At 41.2% G+C, this 20,431-nt stretch carries 18 protein-coding genes; 10 read left to right on the forward strand and 8 right to left on the reverse strand.

Annotation, left to right across the window (positions count from 1 at the left end):
- The first annotated feature begins 9 nt into the window (after positions 1-9).
- From ESA94_RS02000 to ESA94_RS02010, 3 genes are all read left to right on the forward strand, one after another.
- Entirely contained in the window at positions 10-2,958 is a 2,949-nt protein-coding gene (locus tag ESA94_RS02000; RefSeq protein WP_129129181.1) for a glycoside hydrolase family 2 protein, read from the forward strand.
- Positions 2,959-3,091: 133 nt separating this feature from the next.
- A complete protein-coding gene (locus ESA94_RS02005) occupies positions 3,092-4,456 on the forward strand; it encodes a hypothetical protein (protein WP_129129182.1) in 1,365 nt (454 codons plus the stop codon).
- Positions 4,457-4,477: 21 nt separating this feature from the next.
- Complete coding sequence (locus tag ESA94_RS02010; protein WP_129129183.1) at positions 4,478-5,896, forward strand: arylsulfatase; 1,419 nt, start codon at positions 4,478-4,480, stop codon at positions 5,894-5,896.
- A gap of 9 nt (positions 5,897-5,905) precedes the next feature.
- Here the strand turns inward: ESA94_RS02010 and ESA94_RS02015 are convergent, their stop codons facing one another.
- The 4 genes from ESA94_RS02015 to ESA94_RS02030 all read right to left on the reverse strand — a co-directional run bounded on the left by ESA94_RS02015 (position 5,906) and on the right by ESA94_RS02030 (position 9,970).
- Positions 5,906-6,391, reverse strand: coding sequence for a cytidine deaminase (locus tag ESA94_RS02015; protein WP_129129184.1), 486 nt, complete (start codon positions 6,389-6,391; stop codon positions 5,906-5,908).
- Positions 6,392-6,535: 144 nt separating this feature from the next.
- Positions 6,536-8,080, reverse strand: coding sequence for a S26 family signal peptidase (locus tag ESA94_RS02020; RefSeq protein ID WP_129129185.1), 1,545 nt, complete (start codon positions 8,078-8,080; stop codon positions 6,536-6,538).
- 73 nt (positions 8,081-8,153) lie between these two features.
- Positions 8,154-8,810 carry an alpha/beta hydrolase gene (locus ESA94_RS02025; protein ID WP_129129186.1) on the reverse strand — a complete coding sequence of 219 codons (657 nt, stop codon included), beginning with the start codon at positions 8,808-8,810 and terminating at the stop codon, positions 8,154-8,156.
- The gene (locus ESA94_RS02030) at positions 8,807-9,970 is read right to left on the reverse strand and encodes a sigma-54-dependent transcriptional regulator (RefSeq protein WP_129129187.1); all 1,164 of its coding nucleotides are present in this window, start codon (positions 9,968-9,970) and stop codon (positions 8,807-8,809) included. The genes ESA94_RS02025 and ESA94_RS02030 overlap by 4 nt, the downstream gene beginning before the upstream one ends.
- Before the next feature lie 69 nt (positions 9,971-10,039).
- On the opposite strand from ESA94_RS02030, the gene ESA94_RS02035 reads away from it, so the two are divergent.
- Both ESA94_RS02035 and ESA94_RS21330 read left to right on the forward strand, forming a co-directional pair.
- Positions 10,040-10,777, forward strand: coding sequence for a DUF4846 domain-containing protein (locus tag ESA94_RS02035; protein ID WP_129129188.1), 738 nt, complete (start codon positions 10,040-10,042; stop codon positions 10,775-10,777).
- 97 nt (positions 10,778-10,874) lie between these two features.
- Complete coding sequence (locus tag ESA94_RS21330; RefSeq protein WP_164972602.1) at positions 10,875-11,024, forward strand: hypothetical protein; 150 nt, start codon at positions 10,875-10,877, stop codon at positions 11,022-11,024.
- A 219-nt stretch (positions 11,025-11,243) separates the two neighbouring features.
- Here ESA94_RS21330 and ESA94_RS02040 read toward each other — a convergent pair whose 3' ends face one another.
- Positions 11,244-12,227: a pyruvate dehydrogenase complex E1 component subunit beta gene (locus ESA94_RS02040; protein WP_129129189.1), complete on the reverse strand. Its 984-nt coding sequence runs from the start codon at positions 12,225-12,227 to the stop codon at positions 11,244-11,246.
- 133 nt (positions 12,228-12,360) lie between these two features.
- Here ESA94_RS02040 and ESA94_RS02045 point away from each other — a divergent pair, with 133 nt between their 5' ends.
- Positions 12,361-13,695, forward strand: coding sequence for a saccharopine dehydrogenase C-terminal domain-containing protein (locus tag ESA94_RS02045; protein ID WP_129129190.1), 1,335 nt, complete (start codon positions 12,361-12,363; stop codon positions 13,693-13,695).
- On the opposite strand, the gene ESA94_RS02050 is transcribed toward ESA94_RS02045, so the two are convergent.
- The 3 genes from ESA94_RS02050 to lepA all read right to left on the reverse strand — a co-directional run bounded on the left by ESA94_RS02050 (position 13,692) and on the right by lepA (position 16,522).
- The gene (locus ESA94_RS02050) at positions 13,692-14,171 is read right to left on the reverse strand and encodes a hypothetical protein (RefSeq protein ID WP_129129191.1); all 480 of its coding nucleotides are present in this window, start codon (positions 14,169-14,171) and stop codon (positions 13,692-13,694) included. The two genes, ESA94_RS02045 and ESA94_RS02050, sit on opposite strands and share 4 nt — an antisense overlap.
- A gap of 30 nt (positions 14,172-14,201) precedes the next feature.
- Entirely contained in the window at positions 14,202-14,582 is a 381-nt protein-coding gene (locus ESA94_RS02055) for a hypothetical protein (protein ID WP_129129192.1), read from the reverse strand.
- Between the two features lie 146 nt (positions 14,583-14,728).
- Positions 14,729-16,522, reverse strand: a complete 1,794-nt coding sequence (gene lepA / locus ESA94_RS02060) for a translation elongation factor 4 (RefSeq protein ID WP_129129193.1) — start codon at positions 16,520-16,522, stop codon at positions 14,729-14,731.
- A gap of 313 nt (positions 16,523-16,835) precedes the next feature.
- Here lepA and ESA94_RS02065 point away from each other — a divergent pair, with 313 nt between their 5' ends.
- From ESA94_RS02065 to ESA94_RS02080, 4 genes are all read left to right on the forward strand, one after another.
- Positions 16,836-17,204 (forward strand): ribosomal maturation YjgA family protein, encoded by a 369-nt coding sequence (locus ESA94_RS02065; RefSeq protein ID WP_129129194.1) that lies wholly within the window; start codon positions 16,836-16,838, stop codon positions 17,202-17,204.
- A gap of 171 nt (positions 17,205-17,375) precedes the next feature.
- On the forward strand, positions 17,376-17,711 hold the full coding sequence (locus ESA94_RS02070; protein WP_129129195.1) for a hypothetical protein: 336 nt from the start codon (positions 17,376-17,378) through the stop codon (positions 17,709-17,711).
- Positions 17,712-17,780: 69 nt separating this feature from the next.
- On the forward strand, positions 17,781-19,229 hold the full coding sequence (locus tag ESA94_RS02075; protein WP_129129196.1) for an amidohydrolase: 1,449 nt from the start codon (positions 17,781-17,783) through the stop codon (positions 19,227-19,229).
- Positions 19,230-19,386: 157 nt separating this feature from the next.
- Positions 19,387-20,424 carry a nucleoid-associated protein gene (locus ESA94_RS02080; protein ID WP_129129197.1) on the forward strand — a complete coding sequence of 346 codons (1,038 nt, stop codon included), beginning with the start codon at positions 19,387-19,389 and terminating at the stop codon, positions 20,422-20,424.
- The last annotated feature ends 7 nt before the right edge of the window (positions 20,425-20,431 follow it).

Raw genomic sequence — 20,431 nt, forward strand, 5'->3', positions numbered from 1 at the left:
TTTAAAGGAATGAAAAAGATATTACTCATAGCAGCAATGAACATTGCTGCTCTCTTTTCATTTGCACAACGCAGTAAATACAATTTCAATCATGAATGGAAAGTATTTATTGGCGACGATTCTGCTGCTGTTGCCCCCGCTTATAATGACAGCAAATGGAAACAGGTTACACTCCCCTATGCCTGGAACGAAGATGATGCTTTTAAGAAAGACATTGTTGATCTTTCAACCAACATTGCATGGTATAGAAAGAAATTTAAGCTTCCTGCAACAGCGAAAGATCAAAAAGTATTTATTGAATTTGAAGGCGCACGACAGTCTGCTGCTGTTTATGTAAACGGTGTGTATGTGGGATTGTACGAAAACGGTGTTTCAGCTTTTGGTTACGACATCAGCAAACTGTTGAAGTTCGGTAACGAAGAAAATGTAATAGCTGTGCGTACCGATAACAGCTGGGAATACCGTGAAAAAGAAACCAACACCAAGTACCAATGGATCGACAGAAACTTCAATGCCAATTATGGAGGTCTCAGCAAAAATGTGTTTCTGCATGTAACAGGTACAGTTTATCAAACATTACCCTTGTACAACAATCTTGGTACAACAGGAACATACATTTATGCAAAAGACTTTGATATAAAGAACAGAAAAGCAACAATCGTTGCATCATCCGAAATCAAAAACGAATCGGGTAAAGCACAAACAGCAGCGTATGTTGTAACAGTAAAAGACATGAATGGTGTTGTGGTGAAAACTTTTTCATCTGCAGCAACCATTATTCATGCAAATGAAACAAAAACCATCAGTGCTTCTGCTGCAACATCCAATCTTAATTTCTGGAGCTGGGGCTATGGTTATTTGTACGATGTGGAAACAAGTCTGCTCATCAATGGAAAAATTACAGATGCTGTTGTTACCAAAACAGGTTTCCGCAAAACAGCATTTAAAGACGGAATGATCTGGCTCAACGACCGTGTAATACAGGTGCATGGCTATGCACAACGCACAAGTAACGAATGGCCTGCTGTTGGCATGAGTGTACCTGCATGGTTAAGCGATTACAGTAACAACCTGATGGTTGAAAGCAATGGCAATCTGGTACGTTGGATGCACATCACACCCTGGAAGCAGGATGTGGAAAGCTGCGATCGTGTTGGTTTAATGCAGGCCATGCCCGCAGGTGATGCGGAGAAAGATGTTACCGGCACACGTTGGGAACAACGTAAAACTGTTATGCGTGAAGCCATCATTTACAACCGCAATAATCCAAGCATTATTTTTTACGAATGTGGTAACGAAAGCATCAGCGAAGAGCATATGTTTGAAATGAAAGCCATACGTGACGAATATGACCCATTCGGTGGCAGGTCCATCGGCAGCAGGGAAATGCTCGACAGCAAAACTGCAGAGTATGGTGGCGAAATGTTATACATCAACAAGAGTGCACATATACCCATGTGGGCAATGGAATATTCAAGAGATGAAGGTTTGCGTAAGTATTGGGATGACTATTCATTTCCTTTTCATAAAGATGGAGATGGTCCCTTGCACAAAGGTGAGCCTGCAAAAATTTACAACCGTAATATGGAGTCGCATGCGTTGGAAAATATTGCACGCTGGTACGATTACTGGAAAGAACGACCCGGCACAGGCAAACGTGTAAGCTCCGGCGGTGTAAACATTGTATTCTCCGAAACCAATACGCATCATCGTGGTGCAGAAAATTATCGCAGAAGTGGTGAAACAGATGCATTACGCATCATTAAAGAAAACTTTTATGCTCACCAGGTAATGTGGGATGGCTGGGTTGATGTGGAGAAGCCACGCATTCACATCATTGGTCATTGGAATTACAGCGACACTACAGTGAAAGATCTGTTTGTGATTTCATCTGCAGATAAAGTTGAATTGTTTGTAAACGGTAAGTCGTTAGGTTTTGGTGAGCAAAGTAACCGTTTCCAGTTTACCTTCAAACAAGTGAAATGGCAGACAGGTATAATCAAAGCCATTGGTTACGATGTAAATGGCAAACAACTCTGCTCAACACAAAAAACAACTGCAGGCAAGCCTGTTGCTTTGCGCCTGAAATCAATTACACATCCAAAAGGTATGCAGGCCAATGGACATGATCTTGCATTGGTTGAAGTGGAAGTTATTGATGCAAAAGGGCAACGTTGTCCGCTTGCGTTCAACACGATCAATTTTAAACTGGAAGGTGAAGCAGAATGGAGAGGCGGCATGGCACAGGGGCCCGACAACTACATTCTATCCAAACAAATTCCTGTTGAATGTGGTGTAAACAGAGTACTCATACGCAGCACAACAAAAGCAGGAACCATTCAACTTATTGCAACTGCAGATGGGTTAAGCCCTGCAAGTATTCAACTGCAATCAACTGCTGTTCCGGTAAGTAACGGTCTCAGCAAACAATTACCATCTTATGGGTTGAAAGGCAATCTGCAACGTGGACCAACTCCTTTAACGCCATCTTTCAAACAAACAAGAAAAGCATTGACGATTGTAAAAGCAATAGCAGGATCACGAAGTGACAGTGCATTTGCAAGTTTCGACGACAATGAATTGACCGATTGGTTCAACGATGGACAGCTTTCAACTGCATGGATCGAATACGAACTGGATAAGCCAGGCACTGTAAGTGAAGTAACGCTAAAGCTGAACAATTTCCGTACACGCTCCTACCCTGTTCGTATAACGGTTGATGGGCAGGAAGTTTTCAACGGCAATACAACTACGGGTCTTGGTTATTGCACTATTTCGTGCAAACGTTTGACCGGTAGTAAAGTGCGGATCGAATTAGTAAAATCGAGTAATTTAACCGGCGAAACTTCAACAGAAGTATCAGGTAAAAAATTAGATGATGGTGTAACCCGCAATGATGCCAACAGCAAAGGCCGTTTAAGCATTATTGAAGTGGAGATTTACGAAGCACTGAAATAAAACAAAAACGATAACACAACATCAAAAAAACGTCGGCTGAATTTAAAAGAACAACCGGCGTTTTAGTTTACATATGTATCGCCTGCTTATCATATTTTTTCTTTGCTGTTGCAAAATTGCCGATGGTCAAAAATTGCAATACAGTAAAAGCGCAATCAAAGATCCCGGAGGCGGCACGCTAAAGTTATTGGCAAATGTTAATGGCTTTCATCATCTTATTTACTTCGGTTACGCAAAAAAACCAGTTGTTTATGTATTCAATAGTCAAATGCAACTGGAAAGCAGGAAAGAATTAAACATCAGCATTCCGGAAAATTGCGATGTACGTTTACTGCAACTGAAAGATCACTACGTTTTATATACACATACCGACAGACCTTCCGCTCACCGTTTAATGAGAATAAACAGAGATGGCCTTGCAACTGATATTTCAAACCTGTTGAACAAACCTGCAGATTCTCTGTGGAACAGAAGCAAGGCCACTTTTCAGTTATTCAATCACAACGACAGTCTTTATTTAATAGCTCACTCGTACCACAATGAGCAAAAGAAAATAAAAACAACAATCGTTCAGCCAAAATCGGATGCGGGGGTATCTCCTTTTTCACAAGTGCTGTTTCCTTTCGATTTTGAATACGACGAATTAAAAGAAGTAACGCTTTTAAAAAAACAATTACTGGTTTTAAAAACAAGCAGAGATGAGGACGCAGTAAACACGCTCATGGTCATCAAAACAGATCTGTTAACAGGCAACCAGTTTTCAAAACAATTTGAGAGCGGAAAATATGTTTATCATAATCCAACGCTTCGGTATAATACAGCGGACTCGAGTGTGTTTGTTTATTCGTTATTGCGAACACCTTTTGGCTACAGAGGTGCAAGGCCAGAACTGTTCATGGCAAGGTTAAACAGCAAATTGAACGAATTAAACCCTGTGCAAACCTTGCCCAATATTTTTAAGGGTAATGCAGCATCTGCATTCATGGTAGAAAAAACACAGACTTTAGGATGGATGTGCTTTTCATACGATCAACGGGCTTTTGGCAGAGGTGGAAGAATGCCATCAAACCAGTTCAGCTCTGACTATATGGATGAAACAAGGCGATTTACAGATAACTGGCTCAATCCGTTTGTTTACGATGAGAATATGCCTACTGCAGTTTCTATGACTTTGCTGAAAAATAATCTTGAAAGAAAAACAGACAGCATTGTAAAAAACACCGGCAGCTATTACAAAATTCATCCGGCACCTTTTGCACAGTTTGTATTGCAAAACACCGCTTATCTTTTATTAATAGAAGAACTCGCTGCCAGGAAAAAAGGATTACTGCTTGTATCACCCGGAGAAAACGGAGAGTTGAACTTGCAGCCATTGCGTGTTCACGATCAATTTAATTTTCTGCTTTCATTAGTACAGCCTGCCGGCGATCATACCTTCATTATTCCGTTTACCAATAAAAATGAAATGGGTTTAATGAAAGTAACATTAACCAACTAAACAATTATTGCAATTCATCAAATGAAACTTACTTTTTCGTTTTTCCTGCTTTTGTTCGTTACAGCATCGTCTGCAATTTTTGCTCAAAACAAAAAGCCCAATATCATTTTCATTTTTGCGGATGATTTGGGTTATGGCGAACTGGGTTGCTATGGTCAGCAAAAAATTGAAACGCCTAATCTGGATGCATTGGCTGCAAAAGGAAAAAAGTTTGTACAGTTTTATTCGGGCACTTCTGTTTGTGCGCCTTCTCGTGCTTCACTGATGACAGGTTTACATACAGGGCACACGCCTATTCGTGGCAACAAACAATTTGAACCGGAGGGACAAACTCCTTTACCTGCTTCAACAAAAACCTTTGCTAATTATTTGCAGCAAAACGGTTATGCAACCGCTACGTTTGGTAAATGGGGAATGGGCTTTAACCAAAACAGCGGCGATCCGAACAAAAAAGGGTTTGCTTTATTTTATGGCTATAACGATCAAAGTCTGGCACATGATTTCTATCCACCTTATTTATGGAACAATCATAACAAAGTTGACCTTTCAATTAACAAACAATACGACTCTGTTTATTCTGCAGCGCTGATTCATCAGCAGGCTGTACAATACATCAACCGGCAAGGCAATAAACCATTCTTCATGTATCTGTCTTATACTTTACCCCATGGTGATGTAATTGGTCCGCACGATAGTTTGTACAATTACTATAAACAAAAATTCAACGAACAACCGCTCACCGGTGCAGCATTGAAAACAAGACCGCATAATATGCAGCCCGAACCATATCCGCATGCACAGTTTGCAGCAATGGTTGGTCGTTTAGATTTGTATGTAGGCGAAATTGTAAAAGCAATCAAAGAAAAAGGGTTGGAAGAAAACACCCTCATCATTTTCAGCAGCGATAACGGACCACACAGAGAAAATGGCGGCGATCCCGAATTCTTCAACAGCAACGGTATCTACCGTGGCATTAAAAGAGATTTGTACGAAGGTGGTATGCGTGTTCCGTTTATTGCCTACTGGCCAACGAAAATAAAACCGGCAGTTATTGAAAAGCCTTTTGCCTTATGGGATATGTACCCCACTTTTCTGGAGTTGGCAAAAATTCCCGTTACAGAAAAGATCGATGGCATATCGATTGTACCCACTTTACTTAACAACAGCAAACAAAAACAACACGAGTATTTCTATTGGGAGTTTCACGAAAACAATGGCCGCCAGGCAGTATTGTGGGGCAAATGGAAAGGCGTTCGTTTGAATGTAAATAAACAGGATGATGCGCCTGTTGAGCTGTACGATCTCAATACAGACCCATCAGAAGAAAAAAATCTTGCAGCGCAATATCCTGCTGTAGTAGAAAAAATAAAGCAGTTCATGAAACAGGCACACACAGGCAACAGCGACTGGCCATTGCTTAAAAGCGAGTTCGGCAAATAAGTTGTGTTGTTACTGCAAATCAGAACTTGTAAACGATAATGGCAGCAACATTGCAGCATCGGGAATGATGTACACTTTACCATGCATGCCGCCGAGCACTAAACGAATGGGTTGCTTTGTTTTTTCTCTGAACTCCTGTAATGCCTGCCGGCAAATGCCACAGGGAGAAATAGGATGATTGCTTTCGCCGTTGTTGTTGAAATAGCTGATAGCTATCGTTTCAATCGGCACTTTAGGATACAACGAAGAAACGGAAGCAAGCACTACCCTTTCTGCACATAATCCCGCCGGGAACGATGCATTTTCCTGGTTGCTGCCGGCAATGATTTCGCCATTATTGAGCTTGGCAACAGCCCCAACCTGGAAACGGGAATAAGGCGCATAGGCATGCTGTGTTACTTCTCTTGCTTCGTCTAAAAGCCATTTGTCTTCTTCTGTAAGATCATCGATGCTTTCGTACACCTCGTAATCAAACTGGTATTCTTTTTTGTTCATGGTCACCTGTTTATACCGGAGTTTAATCCGCATTTAATCAATATCCTTCTGCCCGGGCTACGATTTCAGAAAGGGTTAAAGACAAAAAATCCCCCGAACATGTCGGAGGATCCATCATAAAAGCTCGGTATCAAATATAAGTTATTATTTGATTGAACGGAAAATCCTGTTCCATCTCGGGCCCTTGTTCCAGCTAAAGAAAATGAGGGAGGCCTTGCCCACCACATGATCTTCGGGCACAAAACCCCAGTAACGGCTGTCGAGTGAATTATGGCGGTTATCGCCCATTAACCAGTAATAATCCAGTTTAAATGTGTATTTATCGGTAGCCGTTCCGTTAACATAGAACTTGCCATCTTTCATTTCAAAATCGTTGTGCTCGTATGTGCGTATCACACGCTCGTAACGACTGTAATTTTCAACAGTAAGCTGAATAGTTGCTCCTCTTTTGGGTATGAACAGTGGGCCATAATTATCAATCGTCCATTTGCAGTACACACTGTCATTCGGGTACACATCAATACCGCCAATACCTCTTGTATCTTTTTCGTACGCATAGTTTACAGGTGTAAGTGTTTCAACAAATGATAACTTGCTGAAAACAGCCACCTGTTCTTTGGTTAAAAAGATCTCGTAGAGATTATTACCGAGATCTCTTACTTCGCCGACATCGGCACGAATACCATATTCTTCTTCAATGGCGGCATAATCTAAAGGTTGACCTTTTGTTTTCAGTACATAATTGGTTTCGGAATGCGGAGGCGTTTCGCCCGGCTTACCGTTAATGAACACCACACCGTTTCTTATTTCAAGTGTATCGCCTGCAACAGCCACTGCACGCTTAATAAAGTTTTCACGCTTGTCAACAGGCCGTGTAATGATGATGTCGCCATAAGCATCCCATAACGCAGTTCGGTTACCGTTGAACTCGCTGCGCAACGCATCGTAATAAGTTACTTTCGATCCGTAACGTTCTTCATCATTAATAACAGTATCGCCTACAGGCAAATTAAACACCACTACATCGTTACGCTTAACGGGTTTTGCAAACCATCTTCTGTAATCGAGTTTGATCCACTCTAAATACGATTTCGTTTTAACAATGGGCAGTGTATGATGTACCAATGGAAATGCCAACGGTGTATTGGGTACACGTGTGCCGTATGCGGTTTTACTTACAAAAAGAAAATCGTTTACCAGCAACGAACGTTCCATTGAAGGCGTGGGAATAACATACGCTTCAAAAACAAACATGCGAATTAAACCTGCAGCAACAATAGCAAAAATGGCTGCATCCACCCACTCACGTGTGGTAGATTTTTTATGCGCAGTAATGGCCTCTGCACCGAGGTATTTATCTGTTTTATTAAAGCCTAAATAAATAAAATAGAGCGGTGATGCCAATACAGTTAATGCGTGCTCCCAAAACTTAAACTTGCCGTATGCTTTTACAAAATCGATAATGATGGCAATGGAAATAAACCAACCTACTATTGGCAAAAACTGAAGAAAGAACCAATACTTCTTCATACCGGCAAGCTCTACCATTACCCAAGTGTTGTAAAAAGGAACAAATGCCGCCCATGGAGCAACACCTGCTTTTTTAAACATACCATACAAACCAATAGCAGGCAGCAGTATTACAAGTAAGCCAATCAAGAAGATTCCTAAAATTTCATTTCCTTCCATGCTCAGTTTTTTTATTGGTCACAAATGTAAGGGTTTCGGTTTTGCAGCCCGAAACCACTATTAAAATATTCGTTTATTGTTTACGCAGCTGTAGTTCGTTTAGAATGATGCTGCTTATTTCAGCTGCCTTGTTATAGATCATAAAATGCCCGCCTCCTTTAACGATATGGGCTGTTCTTACTTTGCGTACAGGAAACAGTTTATCGTTTGTTCCATGTATCTGTATGCAGTTTGCAGGTTTTGTTACATTGTTCCATGTTACAATTTCGTTAATGGCCCAATGCATAAAACGCCCATCAATATGTTTACGGAAGTGATTGGCCATTCTTCTCTCTGCTTTTGAAGATGTGCCCAAAAAATAGTTTTCTATCGGGTATAACAAGGGATGCGGTTTAGGTTTTACCAGTTTATGCAGGCGAAGCTTACCTGCAAAACGCATCCACCAGGGTTGTTCATCTTTGGTTACCGGGGTTGATACAAGAAAAAGTTTCTCAACATGGATGAGCTTAGCTATTTCAACTGCTACAATACCTCCAAATGAAACACCCAAAAGCACAGGATGCCCATCGGTAATAAAAGCGGCAATCTGTTTGGCATACGATTGTACCGTTTCATTTTCCTGCGGCGGTATCCATTGCAGAAAAATCAACTCGCAATTGCTCAACTTCAGCTGTGAAAAAACCTTTTCATCGGCTCCCAAACCGCTGATGCAATAAATACGCTGGCTCATGCCCGGGGAATCACGAAATTGTAAACATCTTCTTCCGAAATGGTTTTGCCTGAGAGAATTACCAGGCGTTCCATTACATTCCTGAACTCACGGATATTACCGCTCCAGTTGTGTTTTTGTAATGCTTCTACTGCAGATTTATCAATTCCTTTTTTTGCCTGGCCATAATCATCCGCCACCTGTTGCAGAAAATGATCGGCAAGTAATGGAATATCTTCTCTCCGCTCGTTGAGCGAAGGGACATGAATAATGATTACACTCAAGCGATGATATAAATCGAGACGGAAACTCTTCTCTTCTACTTCCTTCAACAAGTCTTTGTTGGTAGCTGCAATTACCCGTACATCTACAGTAATATCTTTTTCACCACCTACTCTTGTTATTTTATTTTCCTGCAGTGCACGCAATACTTTCGCCTGTGCGGTGAGACTCATATCGCCAATTTCATCGAGGAAAAGTGTACCGCCATTGGCCTGTTCAAACTTGCCGATGCGTTGTTTAATGGCCGATGTGAAGGATCCTTTTTCATGACCAAACAATTCGCTTTCGATCAACTCACCGGGAATAGCCGCACAGTTTACTTCAATGATGGGGCCATTTGCACGGTTACTTTTTTCGTGCATCCAACGGGCGACTAACTCTTTACCCGAACCGTTTTCGCCGGTAATAAGCACACGGGCATCTGTTGGCGCTACTTTATCAATCGTGTCTTTAATCTTTTTCAAAGCAGGGCTTTCACCAATCATTTCCTGCACTTTACTCACTTTGCGTTTCAACACTTTGGTTTCTGTAACCAATGTTTGCTTATCCATTGCATTGCGGATGGTAATAAGCAAACGGTTAAGATCCGGTGGCTTGGCTACATAATCAAAAGCCCCTTTCTTAACTGCCTCAACTGCTGTTTCAATAGTACCATGTCCCGAAATCATAATAATGGGAACATCCGGATTGATTTCTTTTGCCTTTTCCAAAAATTCAAGACCATCTACTTTTGGCATTTTAATATCACACAAAACCACGTCGTAACTTTTTTCCTTCAGCTTCTTTAACCCTTCATCGCCGTTTTCTGCATCTTCGATCTTGTAGCCTTCGTAAGAAAGAATTTCGCCTAATGTTTTCCGTATTGCCTTTTCGTCGTCGATAATTAAAATGTTGCTCATATTGTTTAACAGATTCTTTTGTGGATTTTTTTACGAATTGATTCAAAGCTAACCAAAAACCATGCAAGTATGAATCCAGTCGCATTTTTCTTTACCTGCGTAGGTATCTTTCCTTTTTCAATTAGTAATACTCGTGTTACTCCTGCCGCACCAAAAACAATTTATGAAATTCCATTGCCAGATGGTTACGAACGAAAGCAAGTGCAGGAAAACAGTTTTGCTAAATATCTTCAACAGCTTTCGTTAAAGAATGATCGTACTGTTTATCTCTACAACGGTAAACCTAAAACCAATCAATCGGCTCAATACGCCGTGCTTAACATTAGTGTCGGCAATAAAGATCTGCAGCAATGTGCCGATGCTGTAATGCGCCTTCGTGCCGAATACCTGAAAAAACAAAACAAGCCGATTTGTTTTGCAGATAACAATAGCAAGAAATACTGCTGGGATGATTACCGGCACAGAGGTTGGCAAACTTATTTAGATGTTGTATTTGGCATGTGTGGTACTGCTTCGCTTGAAAAACAACTCAACAAAAAAAGCTGGAAGGCCTTGGCAGCTGGCGATGTATTGATAAAAGGCGGTTCGCCCGGGCATGCTGTTATTGTTTTAGATGTTGCCTGCCACAGTAGTACAGGAGAAATAATCTACCTCCTGGCGCAAAGTTACATGCCGGCGCAGGACATTCATGTGCTTAAAAATACGAACAATAAAAGCTTAAGTCCATGGTATTCTGCATCATCTGTAAATATCATTTCAACACCAGAATGGACTTTCTACGAATCACAACTACGTAGCTGGCCCTAATTCCCCGTCAGTAAATACCGCTTTAAAATACAGGTTTTCTTCGATTGCACAGACCAGACAGGTTGTGTACTTTTGATATGTACCAAAACCAATCCCTATGAAGTTGAATTCAATCTCGTCGCAACCAGCATGGAAGCTCGCAGCTAAAATTTCTGCATTAGGGCTTTCGTTAGTATTTGTTACCTATGGCCTTGTCTGGCTCATTTTAAGTACGCTTCGTTTGTTTGTAGAAGGTATTATGCCGTAAAGCGATTTGCCGCCGTTTAAAGGATAAGACGGAGAAGATTCCGTCTGTAAAAAAGAAAAGCCGGATAGACATCCAGCTTCGTTTAAAATCCAATATCCTATGAAAAACCGTGGCAAATATGCTTCAAAAGTTTTGAATAAAAAATTCTATGGCCATTTATTTGTCCAGAATGCAAAAAGCCGATCAAATTGATCGGCTTTTTCTGTATTTGAAGTAAAATTATTTCTTCATGTACATCACTTCCTTCACCAGTTTTACGGTGCGTGGCACATCGGGCAGATAAGCTCCTACCAATGTAGGCGAATAGTGCATTGGCGCATCGGCACTTGTAATACGACGAATCGGCGCATCGAGGTAATCGAAACCTTCTTTCTGAATGCGGTACGCAATTTCAGATGATATAGATGCAAACGGCCATTGTTCTTCTACAATTACAAGGCGGTTTGTTTTTTTCACACTTTCAAGAATGGTAAACCAATCCAACGGACGAATCGTGCGTAAGTCGATTACTTCAGCTTCAATTCCTTCTTTCGCCAATTCTTCAGCAGCAGCTAAAGCTACCTTCATCATTTTGTTGAAAGAAACAATGGTTACATCACGGCCGGGACGCTTAATATCTGCTTTACCGATTTCAATGATGTATTCGCCTTCAGGCACTTCGCCTTTATCGCCATACATCACTTCACTTTCCATAAATACAACCGGATCGTTATCACGGATAGCCGCTTTCAACAAACCTTTTGAATCGTATGGGTTAGATGGAGAAATTACTTTTAAACCGGGAATGTTGGCATAATAGCTTTCGAAAGCTGTTGAGTGTTGTGCACCCAATTGACCTGCCGAACCGTTTGCACCACGAAAAACGATGGGGCAACCAACCTGTCCGCCACTCATAGCCAGCATTTTTGATGCAGTATTGAGGATCTGATCCAAAGCCAGTACAGCAAAGTTCCAGGTCATAAATTCAACTATCGGACGTAAGCCATTCTGAGCAGCGCCCACTGCAACTGCAGTAAAACCCAATTCGGAGATGGGTGTATCAATTACACGTTTTTCACCAAATTCATCCAGCATACCCTGGCTAACCTTGTAAGCACCGTTGTATTCGGCAACTTCTTCACCCAGCAAAAACACTTTTTCATCTCTGCGCATTTCTTCCTGCATCGCTTCACGCAGGGCTTCACGCATTGCAATTGTTCTCATTGAAATAGCTTTGTTTTAAAGTGGGGCAAATTTATTGATAGAAGGGCAAACACCCAAAACTGATTCGTAACATAAATTCATCACTATAAATTAACTATGTTCGCTTTTCGTAACTCGTTAAAAGAAAAAGCATTTGAAAACGATCCTTGTCTTTGGCGCCGGCAAATCGGCCACTGTTTTAATTGACTATCTCAAAATTACTGTAGCAGCAAAACAATGGAAATTAATTGTAGCCGATGCAAACCTGCAACAGCTACAGGAAAAACTCAGTAACGCTCCAAACACAGAGGCTGCAGAAGTAAACGTAACCAATGCAGAAGAGCGGAGCATGTTAATTGAAGCTGCTGATCTCGTAATATCCTTACTCCCTCCTTTTTTACACAGCTATGTTGCCAAAGATTGCGTTGCTATTGGCAGGCATCTGCTGAATGCTTCTTATGTTGATGAAAGCATTCAACAACTTGAAGCCGAAATAAACAGCAAGGAATTATTGTTTTTGTGTGAAATGGGACTCGACCCCGGTATTGACCACATGAGTGCTATGCAATTGTTTGATGAGATACAAAGCAATGGAGGAACAATTACATCTTTTAAATCGCATTGTGGTGGATTGGTTGCTCCTGAAAGTGATGACAACCCCTGGCATTACAAGATCAGTTGGAATCCACGCAACATTGTAATGGCCGGGCATGCAGGTGCTGCTTACAAGCAAAATGGCGAGATCATTAAAAAAGACTATGCACAGGTTTTTGAAGATTGTCCTGAAATAAGCGTTGATGATCTTCCTGCATTTGCATGGTACCCCAACAGAGATTCGTTGAGTTATATACCGCTGTATAAACTTGAAAACGCAGCAACATTTATACGAACAACTTTACGTTATGCCGATTTTTGTAAGGGATGGGATGTAATGGTTGATCTTGATTTAACCAGTGAAGATGATACGGCGTTGGTAAAACAATGCAGCACCTATGCCGATTGGTTTGCTGCAAAAACAAAACGCATCGAAGGCCGTGAACTTAGCCTGCGCATGTATCTTGAACTGTATGTAAAAGAAGCCGATCATGATCTTATTCTTGAACAATTCGCCTTCCTTGAACTTGAAAGCAACGAAGCTCTCCCATCAACTGTAAAATGCAGTGCAGATATTCTGCAGCAGAAAGCAGAACAGAAACTGGCACTTAAACCTACAGATAAAGACATGATTGTTATGCTGCACGAAATTGAGTACAGCAAGAACAACCAAACACATACGGTTAACAGCAGCCTTGTTGTAAAAGGCGATGACAGTCTTCGCACAGCAATGGCCAAAACAGTTGGCCTGCCATTGGGCATTGCTGCAAAACTTATACTGGAAGAAAAAATAAAGCTGAGAGGTTTACATATACCTACACGAAAAGAAATTTATGAGCCGGTGTTACTTGAGTTGCAACAGCATGGTGTTGTTTTTAATGAACAACGAAACTAATTGTGCTTATTGAGAAGGTATTCCTTTTCCACATCAAGTAAATCGTTATCCTGGTTATCCAGAATAAGTTTGCGGCATTTTTGTATTTGTATCCAGTAAACAATAAAACAAACAAACCATCCTGCTCCTGCAAGTGTTTTAATTTCTTTAACCGGAATTAACGAAACGAAATAAAGAAGAATACTTGCAATGCCTGCTGCACGTGTAGGATATAACTCCCTTCGGGTAATTTGTAAGCGATCGAACTCTTCTGCAAAAGAAGCCGACAAACGGTTAACAACAACAAACGACCAGTAGAAATTAAAAACAGGTATCAGCTGAAACCAAACATCACTGGTATTTAATTTCCTGCTTGGCAAATAGATCACACTTATTGCCCGGTGTTGCCCATATATGAAAAGCACAGCAACAGCAATCAAGAGAAAGAATGTAAGAAAAGGGATCAGCAGTATGCCGTAACTAAAAATATCGTCCATAGGGTGCTCTGCATTGTTTCTTAAAAAAAGCTATTCTACAGCTATTAAAAAAGTACCAAGATCAACAACTTCGCCCTCTCCCATTTTAAACTGCTGCAAATCTTCTATACTCAGCTCCTGCAACACTTTTGTTGTAAACACAGGTTTATCGTTTTGCAGTACCACAAAATAAAAGTCGGGCTTTGCTTCTTTAAATGCGGCATCGTTTACAAATGCGTCGTGTGCAAAAGCAATACGTATATGACCTTCTTTATCCGGGTAGCTTTCGCCCAAATAATCATCATCAACAATATCCCTGTCGTACAGCCGAACTGTATAACCATCACCAAACAAAGGTTTGTCGTTGCCTTTTGTAATAAACCTGGCAGTAACAATAAGATCGGGTTCTTTATTAAGTGTAAAGTCGCTCATAGTTGCGGGTTTTGTGTGAATAGGGGTATTACTAATTGAATTTACGGAAACTTACGATAAATAAAAAAGCACAAAGAATGTTCTTTGTGCTTTAGTTTATCTATTGAGCAGATCCCTCATAATTCGGGATGACAGCTTACCTCATCTTAATCATCCAGTTTCAACACTGCCAAGAAAGCTTCCTGCGGCACTTCTACGTTACCTATCTGGCGCATACGCTTCTTACCTTCTTTCTGTTTTTCCAACAGTTTACGTTTACGGCTGATATCGCCACCATAACATTTTGCCGTTACATCTTTGCGCATTGCACTGATGGTTTCACGAGCAACGATCTTGGCACCAATGGCTGCCTGTATAGCAATCTGAAATTGCTGACGGGGAACCAACTCTTTCAACTTTTCGCAAAGCTTACGACCAAAATCATGTGCACGGCTGCGGTGGATCAATGCACTCAATGCATCCACTTTATCACCATTCAACAGCACATCCATTTTAATAATATCTGCTTCACGGTAACCAAGCGGGTTATAATCGAACGATGCATAACCACGGGTTTGCGATTTCAGTTTATCGTAAAAGTCGAATACAATTTCCGTTAACGGCATTTCAAAGATCAATTCTACACGTGTTTGTGTGAGATAGCTTTGATTGATGAGGATACCACGTTTGCCCAAACAAAGCGTCATAATGTTTCCGATGTAATCGGGCTTGGTAATGATCTGTGCTTTGATGAAAGGCTCTTCGATCCTGTCCATGGCCGTTGGTTCGGGCATTTGTGCAGGATTGTTCACCTGTATTTTTTCACCACGGGTGGTGTAGGCTATAAAACTTACGTTGGGTACAGTTGTAATTACAGTTTGGTTGAACTCACGCTCCAGACGTTCCTGGATAATTTCCATGTGCAGCAATCCTAAGAAGCCGCAACGGAAACCAAAGCCAAGGGCTTGTGATGTTTCCAGTTCAAACGTTAATGAAGCATCGTTCAACTGCAGTTTATCCATGCAATCACGCAACTCTTCAAAATCTTCTGTAACCACGGGGAAGATACCGGCAAATACCATCGGTTTCACTTCCTGGAAACCACGGATGGCTTCCTGTGTTGGATTAGCAGCCAGTGTAATGGTATCACCCACTTTCACCTCTTTGGCATTTTTAATACCGGTGATGAGATAACCCACATCGCCACAAGTCACTTCTTTCTTCTCGGTCATCTTTAGTTTTAAGATGCCGATCTCGGCTGCTTCATATTCCTGATCGGTACTTACAAATTTTACTTTATCTCCTTTCTTAATACTGCCGTTGAGAATACGGAAGTAAACAATGATACCACGAAAACTGTTGAACACGCTATCGAAGATCAAGGCCTGCAATGGTTCAGCAGGTTTGCCCTGTGGTGCAGGAATACGTTCAACAATGGCTTCAAGAATTCCGTCAATACCAATTCCTGAACGACCGCTCGCCAACAGAATTTCTTCGGGCTTACAACCGATGAGTTCAATGATCTGGTCTTTTACTTCCTCGATCATGGCCCCTTCCATATCGATCTTGTTGATAACCGGAATAATCTCCAGATCATTATCAATGGCCAAATAAAGATTGGAAATGGTTTGTGCCTGGATACCCTGTGCTGCATCTACCAGCAGCAATGCGCCTTCGCAGGCAGCAAGCGCACGGCTCACTTCATAACTAAAATCTACGTGGCCGGGTGTATCAATGAGGTTCAGGATATATTCCTGACCATCGGTGTGTTTGTAGTTGATCTGGATAGCGTGACTTTTGATGGTGATCCCTTTTTCACGTTCCAGATCCATATCGTCCAATACCTGGTCCATCATTTCACGTTCGCTGATGGTGTTGGTGGTTTGTAATAAACGATCGGCCAGGGTACTTTTTCCGTGGTCGATATGGGCGATGATGCAAAAATTCCTGATATTCTTCATTAAAACTCCTTCGATTTCAAGGCGGCAAAGATAGGTGAATTAGGCGTGCGGAAAGCAGTGAATAACGGGTGGGGATAAAGACAGAAAGGCAATGATGGGACGGGCTTTTAAGACTATGAGGAGCTGTGGTTGCGTCGCACACTTCAAAGCAGGGAATACTATTAAACGCTTTAAGTTAAGGTTTTACTTAGCTGTCTGACATCTTCGATATCCCGACAGCAGATACGATCTGAATTTCGGATGCGATGTCAGGACACTGTAAGTGTCAGACACCTGAAGGAATCCTGTATCATTGTAAAACATTTTCGTACACATGAAATTCAACCTTCGATATTTTGTACTCTTTCTTCTGCTTTTGGCAACCGAAATCCTCATTGCCCTTTTTGTACACGACACAATCATTCGCCCGTACATCGGCGACTTATTAGTTGTGATCCTCCTCTACTGTTTTATTAAATCGTTTTTTGCAACGCCAGTGTTTAAAACAGCAATTGCTGTGTTGGCTTTCGCTTTTCTGGTAGAGCTGCTGCAATACTTTAATATTGTTCAATGGCTCGGGCTACAACATTCAAAAGCAGCCCGCATCATCATCGGTTCTTCATTTGAATGGAAAGATCTGCTGGCTTATATGGCAGGTGCAGTTGTAATAATTTTATTTGAAAGAAGAAGAAAGACCTCTTAAGGTGTCTGACATCTGCGATGTCCTGACACTGCATGCTTTCAAAATTTCGGAGTGTGGTGTCAGTACGCTGCAAGCGTCAGATACCTGTAAAGAACACAGCCTGAAAAAGAGAATCTGCCGTTTAATCAAATCGCAGAAAATTTCTATCTTCCTTTAAACTTGCCATTCAATATGAATTCTATCAAACTGCAGGAAGCCTTTCTTCGCATCGATATACTCAAGCAACAAGGATTCTCTAACGATGAGATTCTGCAACGTTTACTGGAAACAGGTTTATCCAATGATGTGGCCCAACAACAATTCAACGAATGGAAAAAGATCCGCAACGAAAAGAAACGCAATTCCGCATTTGTGTACTGCGGCATCGGCATTTTCCTGCTTACGACAGGTTTCTTTTTTACGCTTATGCTTTTTAACAGTAACAGCAATTTTAATTTTGCATTGTACGGCCTAACAATCATCGGACTTGTATTGGTATTTAAAGGCATGATTGATTTAATGAGTTAACAATCTTCGCCTCTCCTCTCTTTTATTACTCATTGCTTCTTACCTTTCATGCTACCAAACCAATACAGCATGAGAAGTATTTTAGCATTCGCTTCATTATTCCTGTTCACGTATGTGCAGGCACAAAAGAAACCAACAGTAAGCAAAGACGATCAATTAAAAACGCAGGCATCCTCCTCTATCCAGGCCGGCTACGATCAATACAAAACAATGGCACTGCAGATTTGGGATTATGCCGAAGTTGGTTATAAAGAAGTAAAGAGCAGCGCACTTCTTCAACAAACTTTAAAAGACAATGGGTTTACAGTTGAAGCAGGTGTTGCAGGTATTCCAACTGCGTTTGTAGCAACTTACGGCAGCGGCTCTCCTGTTATTGCTATCCTTGCGGAATTTGATGCATTGCCGGGTTTATCACAAACCAATGCGCCGGAAAAAACAAGTGCGGGAAAAGATGCAGGTCATGCATGCGGTCACCACTTATTTGGCGTGGCATCTGTTGCATCCGGTATCGCAATAAAAAAACTCATTGAAGAAAAAAAGTTCACAGGTACTATTAAAGTATTTGGTTGTCCTGCAGAAGAAGGCGGCAGTGGTAAAGTGTATTTGGTAAGAGCAGGATTGTTTAAAGATGTAGATGTTGCCATTCACTGGCATCCGGGTAATGATAATGGCGTTACCATGACAAGTGCATTGGCAAACATGAGTGCCAAGTTTCGTTTTCGTGGTATTTCTGCACATGCAGCTGCATCACCGGAGCGAGGCCGTTCCGCATTAGATGGTGTGGAAGCCATGAACAATATGGTGAACATGATGCGTGAACATATTCCACAGGAAACACGTATTCATTATGTGATAACAAGTGGTGGTAAAGCGCCCAATGTAATTCCTGATTATGCAGAAGTGTATTATTATGTTCGTCATCCAAAGCGTGACCAGGTGCAAAGCATCTTCAATCGTGTAGTGAATGCAGCAAATGGTGCGGGACTTGGCACCGAAACAAAAATGGAATTTGAAATGATCGGTGGCACACATGATCTCTTACTCAACAGAACATTGGCTGAGGTTATGCAGAAAAATTTAGATAAAACAGGTGGTGTACAATACACAGCTGCCGAGGTTGAGTTTGCCAATAAAATTCAGGCAACGTTCGGCTTTCCAGCACCGCCTGTTGCAAATGCGGGACTTGTAAAGCCATTGAAAATAGAAATGGATGCAGGCGGTGGCAGTACCGATGTGGGCGATGTTAGTTATGCAGTACCAACAGTTGGTTTACGTTCGGCAACATGGGTATCCGGTACAGCCGCACATAGCTGGCAGGCAGTTGCATGCGGTGGTACAGAAATCGGCACAAAGGGCATGATGGTATCAGCCAAGACAATGGCCATGACGGCAATTGATTTATTTCTTCACCCCGAATTAATTGAAAAAGCAAAAGCAGAATTTAAACAACAGATCGGCGATTATCAATACAAAGCATTATTGGGCGATCGTAAACCTGCATTGAATTACAGAGATTAAATAAGCTTAAGTATGCCATACCTGTTTTGCTTTTCGATTTAAAAGGAACAGGTAGATAGGTATGGCATACTTACAAATATGTTCAAACTGAGAGGCAAAAAAGTATGGCATACTTATCTATTGATTTATCTTGCGGCACTTTAGTTAATTGCAGTTCATGTTTACATTTACCGATTCAAGTCTCGAAGCACTTTCTGTACACTATATCGATCAGGAAGGCCAAACCGTTTTAACAGAAGAAGGTTTTCCTTTAGCTGACACAGCTTTGCGTGATCTGCTGAGCCAGTTTTTTTTAACTGCATTTAAAGAAGAACAGCAATACCAGTTTGTACATGAAACAGATTTGAAGTACAACGAAATGTATGCGTACTGCAAATCCATTTTTCAAAACCCCAGGAGTTTGCATGAGCAATCGGTTGCTATAGCCAAGCATCTTGCTGTTGCCAGCAAACATCCCGGCATTAAACCCGGCGAATTATTTACAGCCTATTTTAAGGATTTAACCTTTGAACAAAAGCAGGTTGATGCAATTGTGCTCATCAAAGCAGAAAACAAAAAAGATTTTCTGTTGGTTGATCTGATGCGTGACCAACTCGATATTCAAAGTCGCAAAGGGCTTGACCCCAATAAAGCCGATAAAGCCTGTGTAATACTTAATACAGGTTCGGAAGATGGCTATCGTTTATTCTTAATTGATCATACCAACAAAAGCAATGAAGCGATTTACTGGAAATATGATTTTTTAAAAGTGAAAGAATGTGCAGACAGTTTCAGCTTTACCAAGAACTTTCTCAACGTTGCGAAAGAATTCATCGTCAACAATATGCCGGCATCTTTTGAAACATCAAAAGCCGACCAGGCAGGTTTGCTTAACAAATCGGTTGCCTATTTTAAAGAGCACGACAACTTCAACATCAATAATTTCCAGGAGGCCGTGTTCCAGGAACCGGAACTGATCGAATCGTTTCAGCAATTCGGCTCGCATTACCTGCACGAACATAACATTGAAATCGCCGACTCTTTTGCGATCTCTTCATCAGCTGTAAAAAAGCAAGCCCGTGTTTTTAAAAGTGTAATCAAACTCGATCGTAATTTTCATATTTACATTCATGGCAACAGAGAATTAATTGAACAGGGTTACGATGAAGTAACAGGAAAAAAGTATTATAAGATTTACTTCGACCAGGAAATGTAAATTGCAG

Origin of the sequence: Lacibacter luteus, from assembly GCF_004118265.1 — a bacterium.
In the GTDB taxonomy this organism is placed as follows: Bacteria; Bacteroidota; Bacteroidia; order Chitinophagales; family Chitinophagaceae; genus Lacibacter; species Lacibacter luteus.